This is a genomic window from Streptomyces sp. NPDC005408, from assembly GCF_040606445.1.
In the GTDB taxonomy this organism is placed as follows: Bacteria; Actinomycetota; Actinomycetes; order Streptomycetales; family Streptomycetaceae; genus Streptomyces.
The window spans coordinates 15,448-29,539 of record NZ_JBEXEX010000010.1 but is presented as its reverse complement, the minus strand read 5'-3'; the positions used below and the strand labels follow the sequence as shown (position 1 = coordinate 29,539).

Annotated in this window: 10 protein-coding genes and 1 pseudogene; 7 read left to right on the top strand and 4 right to left on the bottom strand. The window is 69.6% G+C overall.

All coding sequences use genetic code 11. The features are described from left to right. Window positions 1-169: 169 nt before the first annotated feature. The 4 genes from ABZS64_RS12560 (at window position 170) to ABZS64_RS12545 (ending at window position 5,120) form a co-directional block, all read left to right on the top strand. Window positions 170-1,000, top strand: coding sequence for a hypothetical protein (locus ABZS64_RS12560; RefSeq protein WP_355827159.1), 831 nt, complete (start codon window positions 170-172; stop codon window positions 998-1,000). A gap of 83 nt (window positions 1,001-1,083) precedes the next feature. Further along, on the top strand, window positions 1,084-3,441 hold the full coding sequence (locus ABZS64_RS12555) for an FHA domain-containing protein (RefSeq protein ID WP_355827156.1): 2,358 nt from the start codon (window positions 1,084-1,086) through the stop codon (window positions 3,439-3,441). Between the two features lie 15 nt (window positions 3,442-3,456). Further along, window positions 3,457-4,101: a hypothetical protein gene (locus tag ABZS64_RS12550; protein ID WP_355827154.1), complete on the top strand. Its 645-nt coding sequence runs from the start codon at window positions 3,457-3,459 to the stop codon at window positions 4,099-4,101. Continuing rightward, window positions 4,101-5,120: a serine/threonine-protein kinase gene (locus ABZS64_RS12545; protein WP_355827151.1), complete on the top strand. Its 1,020-nt coding sequence runs from the start codon at window positions 4,101-4,103 to the stop codon at window positions 5,118-5,120. The genes ABZS64_RS12550 and ABZS64_RS12545 overlap by 1 nt, the downstream gene beginning before the upstream one ends. 30 nt (window positions 5,121-5,150) lie before the next feature. Here the strand turns inward: ABZS64_RS12545 and ABZS64_RS12540 are convergent, their stop codons facing one another. After that, window positions 5,151-6,419: a streptophobe family protein gene (locus tag ABZS64_RS12540; RefSeq protein ID WP_355827149.1), complete on the bottom strand. Its 1,269-nt coding sequence runs from the start codon at window positions 6,417-6,419 to the stop codon at window positions 5,151-5,153. Window positions 6,420-6,883: 464 nt separating this feature from the next. Here ABZS64_RS12540 and ABZS64_RS12535 point away from each other — a divergent pair, with 464 nt between their 5' ends. Beyond that, the gene (locus tag ABZS64_RS12535; RefSeq protein WP_355827147.1) at window positions 6,884-7,927 is read left to right on the top strand and encodes a DUF6777 domain-containing protein; all 1,044 of its coding nucleotides are present in this window, start codon (window positions 6,884-6,886) and stop codon (window positions 7,925-7,927) included. A gap of 201 nt (window positions 7,928-8,128) precedes the next feature. On the opposite strand, the gene ABZS64_RS12530 is transcribed toward ABZS64_RS12535, so the two are convergent. The 3 genes from ABZS64_RS12530 to ABZS64_RS12520 form a co-directional block, all read right to left on the bottom strand. Next, window positions 8,129-9,010 carry a GNAT family N-acetyltransferase gene (locus ABZS64_RS12530; RefSeq protein WP_355827144.1) on the bottom strand — a complete coding sequence of 294 codons (882 nt, stop codon included), beginning with the start codon at window positions 9,008-9,010 and terminating at the stop codon, window positions 8,129-8,131. 53 nt (window positions 9,011-9,063) lie between these two features. After that, the gene (locus ABZS64_RS12525; RefSeq protein ID WP_355827141.1) at window positions 9,064-10,515 is read right to left on the bottom strand and encodes an amino acid permease; all 1,452 of its coding nucleotides are present in this window, start codon (window positions 10,513-10,515) and stop codon (window positions 9,064-9,066) included. Window positions 10,516-10,658: 143 nt separating this feature from the next. Further along, complete coding sequence (locus ABZS64_RS12520; protein ID WP_355827138.1) at window positions 10,659-11,615, bottom strand: hypothetical protein; 957 nt, start codon at window positions 11,613-11,615, stop codon at window positions 10,659-10,661. Between the two features lie 360 nt (window positions 11,616-11,975). Here ABZS64_RS12520 and ABZS64_RS12515 point away from each other — a divergent pair, with 360 nt between their 5' ends. Beyond that, a complete protein-coding gene (locus tag ABZS64_RS12515; protein ID WP_355827135.1) occupies window positions 11,976-12,410 on the top strand; it encodes a DUF6299 family protein in 435 nt (144 codons plus the stop codon). 160 nt (window positions 12,411-12,570) lie between these two features. Beyond that, window positions 12,571-14,043: pseudogene (locus ABZS64_RS12510) on the top strand (beta-N-acetylglucosaminidase domain-containing protein); the annotation flags it as partial. Window positions 14,044-14,092 lie beyond the last annotated feature (49 nt).

Genomic DNA, 14,092 nt, shown 5'->3' with positions numbered 1-14,092 from the left:
ACGCCGCCCGGCGTAGCGTTCATTACGGGCCACGACCCGAGCGGAACGGCCAAAGATCCGTACATCCGCGCAGGTGGCCGGTTCCGCCCCCGCGCCCTACCGGCCGCCACCGGACGTCGGATAGACGTTTCCAGTCACAGGCTGTTCCCCAACCGCGGAGGTATGTCGCATGAACCGAGGACGGACAAGCACCACCACACCCGGCAAGAGCCGCTTCGACGACATCTACAACCGGCCGGACCCGCGCGCCTACTTCCGCCGCCTCGCCCCGCTGGAGTACGAGATACCGCACCAAGCCCAGGACGTGTTCCTCCGGGCCCGCGCCGCCCGGGCCGCGGTCCCCGGCACCGGCGGCCCCGTCACGGTCCTCGATCTGTGCTGCTCGTACGGCATCAACGCCGCGCTGCTCAACCACGACCTCACGCTCGCCGAGCTGTACGCGCACTACACAGGCCCCGATGCGGAAGGTCTCAGCACCGCCGAACTCATCGATCTGGACAAGGAGTTCTACGCCTCGCGACGCCGTACGGACGCGACCCCGGTCATCGGCCTCGACGCCGCCGACCAGGCCGTCCGCTATGCCGTTGCCGTCGGCCTGCTCGACGAGGGGTACGCCGAGAACCTGGAGCAGCACTCGCCCAGCCCCCGGCTGCGGCGCGCCGTCGCGGGCACCGGGCTGATCACGGTCACCGGCGGCATCGGCTACATCACCCGTCGCACTTTCGAAGCGCTCATGGAGTGTGCCGAGGTTCCGCTCTGGGTCACCGCGTTCGTTCTGCGGACCGTCGACTACGAGCCGGTGATCTCCGCTCTGTCTGCTTTCGGCCTGGTCACCGGGACGGACCCGTCGGGGACCTATCCGCAGCGCCTGTTCACCGGTCCGGCGGAACAGCGCAATGCCGTGGAACAGACCCGTATGGCGGGTCACGACCCGACCGGTCTTGAGACCGAGGGCCGCTACTACACCCAGCTCTTCCAGTCCCGCCCCCGCGCGGCCTGACAGCGGGCAGAGCCGGCGGGCGACGGGGCACGGGCGGCGGATCGCGGCGGGCGCAGACATGGACCAATCGCTAGAATTCGAACATGGGAGAGCGGCCTGTCGCGCCGACTGCGCCCGAACTCGTCCTCGAAACCGACGCGGGCTCCACGGTGATGAGTCCGAGCCGGGACTATCACGTCGGGCGCGACCCATTGAGCGACATCGTCATCGACGATGCCCGGGTGTCCTGGCACCACGCGGTGCTGCGGCCCGAGGCCGACCACTGGACGATCGAGGACGAGGACAGCACCAACGGCACCTACACCGACGGCCGGCGGATCCACGAATTGGGCGTCGGCCCCGGCAGTGTCATCCGGTTCGGCAATGCCGCCGACGGCCCGCGCGCCGTTCTCGTGGGCAGGGATCCCCCGGCCGCTGTACCGCATGCGGCGGACCGCCCGTCCGCCGTCTCCATGCCCTCCGCGACCGGCACGTTCCGGCAGCCGACCACCGTGCGTCCGCTGCCGGTGCGCACCGTACGCATCGGGCGCGCCCCGGACAGCGACCTGGTCATCGATGATCTCGTCGTCTCGCGCCGGCACGCGGAGCTGGAAGCCCACCCGGACGGTACCTACGAGATCGTCGACCTCGGTTCGCACAACGGCACCTACCTCAACGGCCAGCCGGTCGGCCGCGCACCGGTTCTGCCCGGAGACATCGTCGGTATCGGCCACTCGGCCTTCTGTCTCGTCGGCGACGAGCTGCAGGAGTACGTCGACACCGGCGAGGTCTCGCTCGACGTCCAGGGCCTGGCGGTCTCGGTGGACCGGGGCCGTAAGACACTCCTCGACCATGTGTCGTTCCCCGTGGGCGAGAAGTGTCTGCTGGCCGTGGTGGGGCCGAGCGGCGCGGGCAAGTCCACGCTCCTCAACGCGCTCACCGGGCTCCGGCCCGCAGACCAGGGCACCGTCCTCTATGACGGCCGCGACCTGTACCGCGACTACGCGGAGCTGCGCCAGCGCATCGGGCTCGTACCGCAGGACGACATCCTGCACTCGCAGCTCGGTGTGCGCCGGGCTCTGGGATACGCCGCCGAGCTGCGCTTTCCGCAGGACACCGCGAAGGCCGAACGGCAGGCCAGGGTGGCCGAGGTGGTGCGGGAGCTGGGGCTGGAGCAGCGAGTGGCCCAGCCGATCCACAGTCTGTCGGGCGGCCAGCGCAAGCGGGTCAGCGTGGCCCTGGAGCTGCTGACGAAGCCGTCGCTGCTCTTTCTCGACGAGCCGACGTCCGGGCTCGATCCCGGCATGGACCGCTCGGTGATGCGTATGCTCCGCGGCCTCGCCGACGACGGCCGGACCGTCATCGTCGTCACGCACAGCGTCCTCAGCCTGGATGTCTGCGACCGGCTGCTGGTACTGGCGCCCGGAGGCCGGATCGCCTATTACGGGCCGCCGGACGACGCGCTCCCCTTCTTCGGCTTCGAGGAGTGGCCGGAGGCGTTCGAGGCCTTCGAGAACGACCGGGACCGGGACTGGGCGGGGACGTATCGCGACTCGCCCTTCCACCGGCAGTACATCGCGAACTCCACGGCCCAGCCGCTGCTGCCGCAGGGCGGGGCGGCGGGCCACGTCGCGCCGCCGCCGAAGGCGCAGAGCTGGGGGACGCAGCTGTGGACCCTGGTGCGCCGGTACGCGGCCGCGCTCGGCGCGGACCGGACCTTCCTGGTCATCATGGTCGCGCTGCCGTTCGTGATGGGAGCGATGACACGTGCCCTGGCCGGCAGCAAGCTGACCCAGGAAACGGCGATGAACGCCCTGCTCCTCCTGTGTGTGGGCGGGGTATTGACGGGCGCGGCCAACGCCGTACGGGAGCTGGTCAAGGAACGGGTCATCTACCAGCGGGAACGCGCCGTCGGGCTGTCCCGGTCCGCGTATCTGATGTCCAAGGTCGTGGTGCTCGGCACGATCACGGTGCTGCAGGCCGTCGTCCTGACGCTGGTCGGTCTCGTCGGCGTCGACCTCTCCGCCCCGGGCGGCGAAGGGGTGCTGATGCCGCCGCTTGTGGAGATCACCCTGGCCGTGGCGCTGCTGTCCTTCACCGCGATGATGCTCGGTCTGCTGGTGTCCGCGCTGGTGCGCAAGGAGGAGGTCACCATGCCGCTGCTGGTGCTCCTCGCCATCGTCCAGGTCGTGTTCTGCGGTGCGCTGTTGAAACTGGACGGGGTTCCCGGGATCGAGCAGCTGGCGTGGCTGGTGCCCGCCCGGTGGGCACTCGGCGCGATGGCGGGGACGATCGGGCTGTCCCGCATCGTCCCCGGCAAACTGACGGCGGATCCCCTCTTCGAGCACGACACCGCGGTGTGGCTGCTCAACATGGGCATGCTGGTGGTGCTCTCGGTCGTCTTCGGATACGCGGTCGCGAAGCTGCTGCGCCGCCATGAACCCGCCATCATGCGGAAGTAGGGGCGAGGATCACTGATGACGATCGATGACTTCCGCCCGACACACGTCGTCCCCCAGGACGGACTGCCCGCCTGGGAGGCCCCGGACGTGTCCCTGCCGACCGAGCCGCTGGACCCGCTGCTTCCCGTACGGCTGGTCGAGCGGCGCGGGGACTGGGGGCAGATCCTGTGCGCGAACGGCTGGTCGGCGTGGGTCGACGGCCGTCTGCTGGTCTCCGTACCGCAGGAACCCCCGGCCGCCGGGCGGCCGATGGCCCGTACGGCAGATCCGCGGCCGCTGATGGCACGCGTCGAGGAGACGCTGAGCCTGTACCGCAGCGCGGCGGAGGATCTGTCGGCCGGGCGGACCGACGGGGAGACGTTCCACCGCCGGACGCGGGGGCTGCGGGTGGGGATGGTCGTGGACGGCGAGTCGGTCTGGCTGTACGACGCCGAGCACGAGCGGTGGGTGTACTGCGACGGGCAGAGGCTCCGCACGTACGCGGCGCCGTACGGGCCCGCCGCCGGGACGCCGCCGTCGGAGCCGGGTACCGGGCCACCGCCGGAACCGACGCGGGTGGCCGGCCCTGGCGAGGTGGAGGAGACGCGCCCGGTGCCGCCTGTAGGAGATTCCCCGGGCGACTACCCAGGCCATCCGCCCACGCGGCCCGGTGAGCCCTGATGGCCCCTGCCCCGCGCGACACCAGCCTGCCCGCCGGAAGGCCCTCCGAGCTGCTCGGAAAGCAGATCGCCGGGTATCTCGTCGAGAGCGAGATCGGCCGCGGCGGCATGGCGGTCGTCTACCGTGCCAAGGACCTGCGGCTCGACCGCACCGTCGCCCTCAAACTGCTCGCCCCCGAACTCGCCCGCAACGACACGTTCCGTCAGCGCTTCACGCACGAGTCACGGGTCGCCGCCGCCATCGACCACCCGCACATCGTGCCGATTTTCGAGGCGGGCGAGACCGACGGCATCCTCTACATCGCCATGCGCTTTGTCGCCGGACAGGATCTGCGCGGCCTTCTGGACCGCAAGGGGCCGCTCTCCGTGCGTGCAGCGGGCCGGATCGCCGCCCAGGTCGCGTCCGCGCTCGACGCCGCCCACGACCACGATCTGGTGCACCGGGACGTCAAGCCGGGCAACATCCTGATCGCGGCGGGCACGGACAGCGAGCACCCCGAGCACGTCTACCTCACGGACTTCGGGCTGACGAAGAAGTCGCTGTCGCTGACGGGGTTCACGACGGTCGGCCAGTTCGTCGGGACCCTCGACTATGTGGCCCCGGAGCAGATCTCGGGCCGCCCGGTGGACGGCCGGTGCGACGTCTACAGCCTTGCCTGTGTCGTCTACGAGACGATGGCAGGGACGCCTCCCTTCCAACGTGACGACGACATGGCGCTGTTGTGGGCCCATCAGTTCGATCCGCCGCCGCCGCTGACCGGGCAGCGCCCCGATCTTCCGGCCGGGCTCGACGACGTACTGGCGAAGGCTCTCGCCAAGTCGCCGGACGACCGCTACGACAGCTGCCTGGAGTTCGTCTCGGCGCTGCGCGTCGCGGGCACGGCGAAGGCGGCCGGCGGCGACCATGCGCCGACGCAGGTGGATGTGCGCGCGGCCAGGAAGGTCCAGGAGATGGGGCCGCCGCCCCTGCCGCCGCGCTGGGCGAGGCCGGTGTTTCCCGGGCTCGGCCCTGATGTGTGACCGGCGTTTGAACGTGGTTCGACCGTTGGCTCAGACCTCGCCCCGGCGGTGTACGCGCGAGGCGAGCAGGCTGCCGAGGAATCCGGTGACCAGTCCCCAGAGGACAGCCAGGCCGAGCGCGGACCACAGTTGCGGACTCAGCGTCACCACTCCCGCCAGGCCGCCGCCGAGGTCACCGATGCCCAGCAGGGACAGGCCGTAGTGCGCGTCGACCGGCGCGACGAGGCAGATGGTCAGCACCGTGAGCGTGAGGCCCACGGCCATGTGGAGGGCGTGCTGCCATGCCCGCATCCTGGCAGGTGACCGCGCAGCCATCAGGAAGGCGGCACCCAGCAGCATCACCGCGGCGACGACGACCAGCCACCACACCCGCTCGTCGTAGTCGGAGAGCGAGCTCAGATTGAGCGTGGAGTTCTCCGGTGTGCGCAGCACCGAGTCCAGCACGTGCGGCATGGGGAGCCCGAAGGGGCCGTCGACCCTTCCGTCCCAGGAGGCGCCGAGACCGAGAGTGAGGGCGAGCCAGACGAGGTTGGGCAGTCCGAGCAGGATGACGGCGAAGGTCTCGGCGGTATGGCCGCGGGTCGCGGCGACGACCAGTCCGATGACCACTCCCACGACGACGTAGGCGAGCAGCAGCACGACCATGGCGAACGCGGCCGGGCGCACCGACTCCTGGAAACGCAGCAGACGGGCGGGGAGCGGCGCTTTGCGCGATACGAGCAGGGCCAGGACCAGGAGTCCCGCCAGCCACACCAGGCCGAGGACCAGCGTGAGCGCGAAGTCGGCGCGGAAACCCACCTTGGGGGATGCGTCGAGCAGGTCGCCGATGTCGCCGACGGTTCCTTCGCCGAGCGGGATGTCGAACGTGTGGCGGGCAAGGGCCGAGAGGCCGATGAGCGCCAGCGCCCAGAGCACGGCCAACCGCCCTGCCCAGCCCATGAGTTCGCGCGTCCCGGCGACGGCTCGGTGCCGTAGCGGACGCAGAAATCCGGCGGCGATGACGAGGGCACCGGCGAGGGTGACCGACAGGGGCAGCACGCTGAGGTCGGCCTTGGTCTCGGCGATGAATCCGGCGTCGCCCGAGAGTTCCACGGTGCCGCCGACGGCCATGACGACGACGGCCGCGACGACGCTGGGAAACGCGTTTCCCGGGAGGTCGGCTGCGCCCGCGGCCCACAGGCCGAGTGCGGCCGTGGCGAAGAGGGCGATCAGCCCGGCGAGTACCGCCACCAGGGCGTCGCCCCAGCCGTGGGAGGCACGCGTCGTACGGCTCCGGTCGCCGGTCTCCTGGAAGCTCACGCTGCCACGCTAAGCAGGGGTCCGGCGCTCCGCCCGCCGGGTGGGCCGACCGCGTCGGCTTGCGGGCCGTACGGGTATGGAGCACACAATAGGCACGGTATGCGTGATAGTGGGCATCTTTCGCTATTGCCCGTATTCACTGGCATTCCTGTGTCGAGCTTCCTGCGCTGAACGACTCCTGCGCCGGATGATTCCTACGCTGGAAGGAAGGGCTCGTGAGCGCCCAACCGCCGTCGTCCGACCGCCCCACAGGCCCCCCGTCCGGCCCCCTCTCCGGCCCGACGCAGCAAAGTCCCACGCCGCCGCCCGGGACTCCCCCAGGGCCCCCGACAGGTGGCGGCGGTGGACCGGGAGGCTCTGGCGGAGGCGGCGGGCCGGCGCAGGGCCCAGGCGGGGAGCCGGAGCGCCCCTGGTGGCGGTCCGTCCCCAGAATCGCGACGATCGGCATTGCGCTGGTCGCCGCCGTGGTGCTGGCCATCGTCCTCACCCGTCCGGGGGGAGGCGGCACGGCCGCGGCCGACGAGATCATCAGGGACCCCGTCAACTCTGCGGGCGAGGCTCCGTACACGCCCCCGTCGACGGACACTGAGGCCCCACCCAAGGAGCCGCCCGCCCCGCCCGCGACGAACCTCAACGGTGACGACAGCGGCGTGTACGGCGGGACGCAGCAGACGGCCAGCTGCAACGTCGAGAAGCAGATCGGCTATCTCTCCAAGGACCCGGCCAAGAACAGCGCGTTCGCCTCTGTGCTGGGCATCACCTCCGCCCAGGTTCCCGGGTATCTGCGGTCGCTGACCCCCCTTCGGCTGAGCTATGACACCCGGGTCACCAACCACGGCTACAAGAACGGCGCGTCCACCGAGTATCAGTCGGTGCTGCAGGCCGGTACGGCCGTCCTCGTCGACGACCACGGCGTTCCGCGCGTGCGCTGCGCATGCGGCAATCCGCTGCAAACGCCGAAGGAGGTGAAGGGCGGCGCCCGGATGACGGGCCCGAAGTGGTCCGGATTCCAGCCGACGAGGATTGTGGAGGTGCGGCCCTCCGTCACGGTGATCAACGTGTTCATCGTCTTCGACCCGCACCGCAAGGACTGGTTCGAGCGGAAGCCCGGTGACCACCACGGCCGTCACGACAAGAAGGTTCCGCCACCGCCGCCCGTGACCCGCCCGCCCACGTCCCCGAAGACGTCCTCGCCGTCCACGGGTGTGTCGCCGCAGAAGCCCTGCCCTCCCCCGGCACAGCCCTCGCCCGGGTCCAGCAGTCCCTGCCCGCCGACGTCCCCGTCGTCCGAGAGCCCGTCGTCCAACAGCCCTTCGTCCGAGTCGCCGTCCTCCGAGTCGCCCTCGTCGAAGTCGCCTTCTTCTGAGTCGTCGTCGGAAACACCGGCGTCGGGCTCCTCGGCCCCTGAGTCGCCGTCGACCGGCTCCTCCGCGGCCTTGAAGCCCGACGCGTCCAACAGCTCAAGCACGCCCGTCTCCCCGGCCACGAGCTCGGCCTCGACGTCCTGACTCACACCGGGGGCGTGAGCACGCCCACCGGAGTCCGTCTAGGCCCTGTCCGGCCGATCTTGCCGGGGCTCGCGTGCCCTGGCACGGCACCTCGCTGCGTTGTCGTCAGTCGCCGACGCTCCGCGTCGGCTCCTTCCTCCGCCTTGCGATGCACCACGCCAGACCCCGCTCCCTGATCCGGCCTGATCGACCGGACAGGACCTAGCCGAGTTCGAGCGTCGTGACGCCGAAGGTGCGCTCCGCGCGGATCTCGGGGACCGGGCCGGTGTACATGCGCACGGTGTGCGAGCGCGCTTCGAGACCGCGCGCCGTGACCAAGGCCCCTGCTGCCTGCCGGGGTTCGGGGATGTCGATGGACACTTCGTCCTCGGGCCCGAGACGGGCGGTGAGGCTGTCGAAGAGCGCCTCGGCGTCCTCGGGCGTGTCGGCGAACAGCGGCCCGATCCGATGGCCGTCGCGGGCCGGGCGGATCACGCCGTAACCGGTGATGCGCCCCGCGCGCACACGGGCGTGGGCGACATGCCCCGGCGCAGTCAGCCAGCGCGACACAAAGGCGCGCCGGGCGGCGGGGAAGCACTGCCGGTCGTATGCCGCGATCGCGTCGATGTGCGCCGCAGTGACAGGCACGACGTCCGTCGCCGGGGTGCCGGAGCGCTCGGGGCGGCCGCCGTAACGGAGGGTGTCATGGGCGGACTTGAACCCGGCGCGGCCGTAGGTGGATTGCTGCTCGGGGACGGCGTCCAGGCCGATGGTGCGGGTTCCGGCGTGCGGGAAGGCCGCCTGCCAGGTGGCTAGACCACGACCCTGCCGACGGTGGTCGGGGTGGACGAGGTAGTAGCCGAGGAAGGAGTACTGCTCCGAGTAGTTGACGATCGAGACGGACGAGATCACAGCGTCGCCCACGCGGCCGATGAAGAAGCCCGTGGGGTCGGTGGGGTGGAAACAGGCCACGTCGCCGCGGCCCGGATTCCACCCCTCCTCGGCGGCCCACCCCGCCACCTGGTGCCAGTCCTCCAACGAGGCGGCGGTGACGGTGAGTTCACCGGTGCCTTGTGCCTGAGGGGCTTCGCCGAGGGGGTTCATGCGTTCTGTATCCCTTCCCGTGGATGATGTGTGCGGTGTCGATCAGCTGCCGGTCAGATCAGGTCCATGGCGGCCACTTCGTCGGGGCTGCCGTAGCTGACCGGCCCCTGGAAGCGGCGACGGGCGGTGGCGAACCACCACACCGTGGCGATGAGCAGCACCACTCCCAGTGCGATCGGGGCGTAGTTGAACGTCGTCCCGCTGATCGGAGAGACCTGGGGCAGCATGAACAGCACACTGCTGAAGACGATCCAGGTCACGGCGATCACGCCTACCAGCTTGCCGTAACGCCCCAGGTTCCACGGGCCGGGCTCGAAGTCGTTCAGCCGCAGCCGCAGGAAGATCGGCACCCCGTAGGCGAGATAGAGCCCGACGACGTTGACGCTCACAATCGCGGTGAAGGCCGTGTGGGACCACCAGGCGGGAATGATCAGCGCCATGGAGCAGGCCGCGGCGAGCCACACCGCATTGACCGGTGTACGGGTCCGCAGGGACACCGAATGCCACCAACGGGAGCCGGGCATCGCGCCGTCGCGGGAGAAGGCGAAGATCTGGCGGGTATTGCTGGTCATGTTGGCGAGGCCGCAGAAGAGCATGGCGCCGATCACGATCAGCAGAAGCAGTTTCGCTGTGCCCATGCCAAGCGCATCGATGAGAATCTGAACCGGTGGCGCGGCGGCGCTCGCCTCGGCCGCGTAATCGTCGATCGCGTACACAAGTGCGAGCATGAGGATCAGTCCGGTGCCCGCGGAGTAACCGATCGCCCGCATGATGCCCTTGGGCGTGTTGACCGTCGCCTTCACGGTCTCCTCGGACATGTGGAAACTGCCGTCGAAGCCGGTGAAGGTCCAGCTGGTCACGAGCAGGCCCAGCATTGCGGCGTAGATGCCATTGGTGAAACCAGTGTTGTTCGCGAAATGGGTGACGAACGAGGCCGACTGATGGTGCGTCGGTTTCACGGTCAGGGCGACGACGATCACTACCATGCCGATCAGCAGCCACCACACGGAGATACGGTTCAGCGCGGCGATCAGTTGCACCGTGTACGTATTGGCCAGTGCCTGGAGGACCAGGATCACCGCCGTGATGAGGACCGTGCGCTGCGCCGTCACCTCGTAGTCGGGCCACTGCATGACTATGAAGGCCTGGACGAAGGTGGCGGCGGCGTAGCCGGTCGCGGCCGTACCGCCCACCTGGCCCACGAAGTTCAGCCAGCCCGTGTACCAGGACCAGGCACCCTTGTGCCGCTTGGCGAGCTTGCCCGCGGAGAAGTACAGAGCGCCGCTCGTCGGGTAGGCGGAGGCGATCTCGCCCATCGCAGCGCCGACGAACAGCACCATGACCGACACGCCGATCCAGCCGAAGACAAGGATCCGCGGTCCGCCCGCGCCCATGCCGAAGCCGAACGCCGAGAAGATCCCGGAGAGGATGTTGATGATGGTGAAGGAGATGGCGAAATTGTCGAACGCCCGGAACCTGCGCGTGAGTTTCCGGGGATAGCCCATGGCATGCAGTGTCGCGTCGTCGTCGAGAGTGACCGACTCCGCATCATCACGGGTTTTCGAGCGAGTGGCAGACGTACGCTCGGACACAATCGCAGCCTTTCTCATTGGGGGTGTGAGAAGTGGTCGGGTTCATTGGGGGAATGTCAGGCGGCGCTGGGAATGGGGAGTCCGCAGGAGCGTCTCGCTCTGGTCAATTGATCCGCGGGGGGACCGAATGCACTCCATGGCATTCGGGAGGCATAGGGCCCCATCGCCGTAAATACTTCCCGCGCCTCGAATTCACGCTTAGCCATGTAGAGCGCGTGGGCCAGATACGAGAGATCGAGTACCGGAGTGAACCGGTAGCCGGCCACATGGGGAAACCAGTTGTTGTAGCTGCCCGTCGCGGCCGCCAGCCACTGGGGCTGCTGCCAGGTACGGTCGGCCAGCAGGGCGGAGGCGTCGTAGTCCTCGACGAGGGCGACCAGCGGCAGCAGTCTCAACGCGGAGGAGGGCGGAGCCCGGTGGCTGAGGAAGGAGGCGACGTCCCAGCGCGCGCTCGCCGTGCCGCCGTGCCGGGTGAAGAAGAAGGCCAGAAACCGGTGGTGTGCCTCACGGTGCCAGGGGTCGAGCCGGAGAATGTGGGCGAACAGCTGCCACGGGCCGGGCGGCCGGGTGAGCAAGCCGTTGGGGGCGGGATCCCGCGGCCGCTTGAGGCGGGACAGGGCCAGTTGGGCCACCCATGGCGTGGGGTCTTCCGGCAGCGCCTGCGCCGCTCGCTCGCATGCCGCCTGCGCTATCCCCACGAGCGTTCCCGCGCGGCGGTCGTGGGCATCGGCCATCCGTAAGGCCCGGAGCATGGCGACGCGCGCCCAGAGCAGGGACGACTCAGGGCCGGGCTCCTCGTCGAGCCACCGCTCGGCCAGATCGGAGTCCGCCGCCTCGGAGGCGAGCACCAGGGAGCGATGGGCCCGCACTTCGAAATCGTGGCGCGCGTCCAGGAGGGCTTCGTGCGCGCTCAGGTACCGACCCGCCTTCACATCGATACACGCCTGAGCCAACTGGCGGTCATCAGCAGCCGGATGCCAGACATACTGCCCCTCGAACGAGCCAGCAGCCACAAACCCCTCCCCTCCTGCAGACGACACCACCCATGCACAGATTCCGGCCAGGCAGAATTCAGCCGGACACCTTCCATTGATCCACGGCAGCGAGCACACCCTACTCACCAACAAGTCATATCGAAAACAGCAGTCACGGATGACCCACCATCAACTCATTCAGGTTTGCACTAACCGCCCATGGGCTCTTTTCCGTACCGCCACTCGCGGGCATCTATTTGGCATATGCACGCCCCTGTGAGATCTCCACACGGAATCCCGGGCGCCCGAGTCGGCCGCACTTCCACTCCCCGTTCCGCGCCGGTCGGCCATCCGTGAACGACTCCGACACCTCAGCCGACAAGGCTCGTTGGGCCCGGCATGATCACAGCTCGACGCACCTCGCTGCTCTTCTCCGCCTGTATCGCCGCAGCCCTCGCCACGGCTCTGACTCCCGGCAGTGCCACCGCGCAATTCGGCCCCGACACCGTCGCGCTCGACCCGTCCGGACAGGTCTCCGCCGACGGTACGGTCACGCTCACCGGCACCTACCGCTGCTCCTCGCGCTCGGGGCCTGTCTTCGTCGGCTCCAAGGTCATTCAGGGCGCCACGAAGGCCGATGTCGGCGGCACGATCGCAACCTGTGACGGACAGGACCACACCTGGCTCAACACGGCCCGTACCTCAGGCGGCTTCACGGCGGCCGCCGCACAGGGCGAGGCCACCCTGCTCCAACTCAATTCGTCGGGTGGGCTGATCCCGATTCCCGTCATCCTCAGCGCCGATCAGCGCGAGCTGACCCTGCACGAGCGCTGACTGCCCGCAAGTCCGCCAGGCCGGCGGCCCTGTCCGAATGCGCCCTGCGCTGCGGATACGGCCGCCGGTCGCGTTTTGGGGGTGCACGCGCTCTTGACAACGATGTCAGTCAGTGGTCCAGTCCTGCTTCATCGGGGTATGCGCAAGGAGGCACACTGCGATGGCGATCGGATCAACATTCCCGTCAGTCCCGGCCGGTTGGCGTTCCCGCGGCGCTCATGCCGTCGCGATGGCGCTCTCCCTGCTCGTCCCGGACGGCGGCGTGTTCGCCGCGGACGCCGGAAACACGACCGCCGGCCGGGCGAACGGCGCCCCGCCCTTGCATCCGACTCCCCGCTCGATAACGAGCCGCCCCGAAGACGTACGCATTCCCTCGGCCGTGACACTCGTGAGAGGCGCCTCGACCGACGGCTCCGCGCTCGCCATCGTCCAGGAAGTGCTGCGCGACGCGGGCGTGCGCACCATCCGGCTGGTGGACGACCACTCTCCCGCACGCGACGACCGGCTCACCGTTCATGTCGGCGGCCACAAAGAGAACGCCGCGACCGCGGACGCCCTGCACGCACTGGGAGTCCAGGGCGCCGAGACCATGGCCGCCGAGGGGTACGTCCTGGCGGTCGGCGAGGGCCGGGACGGGCGCGACCGGATCGTGCTCAGCGGCGTCGACGGCGCGGGGACGTACTACGCCGCGCAGACGCTTCGTCAGCTGGTGCGCGGCCCCCGGCTGGGCGGCTTGGTGATCCGCGACTGGCCGTCGCTGCGGTGGCGCGGCGTGGCCGACGGCACCTACGGGCCGCCCCCGTCGCATCAGCAGCGCCTCGCCGACTTCGACTTCCTCGGCCGTCACAAGCTCAACTCGTATCTCTACACGGCGAAGGACGACCCGTATCTGCGGGCCGACTGGCGCAAGCAGTACCCGGCCGATGAGCTCCGGCGGATCGGTGAACTGGTGCGCCGGGCCCACGCGAACCATGTCACGTTCGGCTGTGTCCTCTCACCGGGCCGGTCGGTCTGCTACTCGAAGCCTTCCGAGGCGGAGGCTCTGGCCGCAAAGTTCGATTCCCTGTGGGGGCTGGGCGTGCGCAGCTTCGTGGTGGCCTTCGACGACATCGGCCATCAACGCTGGTACTGCGAGGAGGACGGGGCCGCTTTCGGCACCGGCCCCGCTGCCGCGGCCCGAGCCCAGGCGCATCTGATCAACGCCGTGCTGGGAGCCTTCATCGACACACATCCGGGCGCCGAACCGCTGCAGATGGTGCCGACCGAGTACCGGGGAACCGCGCGGACCGACTACACGCGCCGTATCGCCGAGGATCTCCATCCCGGAGTCGTCGTCCAGTGGACCGGTATGGCTGCGATCGCGCCCCCGCTCACCCGTGCCGATGTGGCCGCCGCCCGCGAGATGTTCGGCCACCCCGTCGTGCTCCGGGACACCTGCCCGGTCCATGACTCTGCGCAGGGGCGGCTGCCGCTCGGCCCCTTCACCGGCCGTGAGTCCCGGCTCGGCGAGTCGCTGCTGGGGCTGACCGCCCACCCGATACCGCAGGCCCAGGCGTCCAGGATCGCCCTGTCCGGCGTCGCCGACTACGCCTGGAACGACACGGCGTACGACCCCGAACGGTCCTGGTCGGCGGCGGTTGACGAGCTGGCGGGCGGGGTCGAACGGACCGCCGAGGCGCTGC

Excerpts from the sequence above, each read along its gene's own strand:
- ABZS64_RS12560 (WP_355827159.1), top strand. The coding sequence starts at position 170 with ATGAACCGAGGACGGACAAGCACCACCACACCCGGCAAGAGCCGCTTC.
- ABZS64_RS12555 (WP_355827156.1), top strand. The coding sequence starts at position 1,084 with ATGGGAGAGCGGCCTGTCGCGCCGACTGCGCCCGAACTCGTCCTCGAA.
- ABZS64_RS12550 (WP_355827154.1), top strand. The coding sequence starts at position 3,457 with ATGACGATCGATGACTTCCGCCCGACACACGTCGTCCCCCAGGACGGA.
- ABZS64_RS12545 (WP_355827151.1), top strand. The coding sequence starts at position 4,101 with ATGGCCCCTGCCCCGCGCGACACCAGCCTGCCCGCCGGAAGGCCCTCC.
- ABZS64_RS12530 (WP_355827144.1), bottom strand. The coding sequence starts at position 9,010 with ATGAACCCCCTCGGCGAAGCCCCTCAGGCACAAGGCACCGGTGAACTC.
- ABZS64_RS12525 (WP_355827141.1), bottom strand. The coding sequence starts at position 10,515 with ATGGGCTATCCCCGGAAACTCACGCGCAGGTTCCGGGCGTTCGACAAT.
- ABZS64_RS12515 (WP_355827135.1), top strand. The coding sequence starts at position 11,976 with ATGATCACAGCTCGACGCACCTCGCTGCTCTTCTCCGCCTGTATCGCC.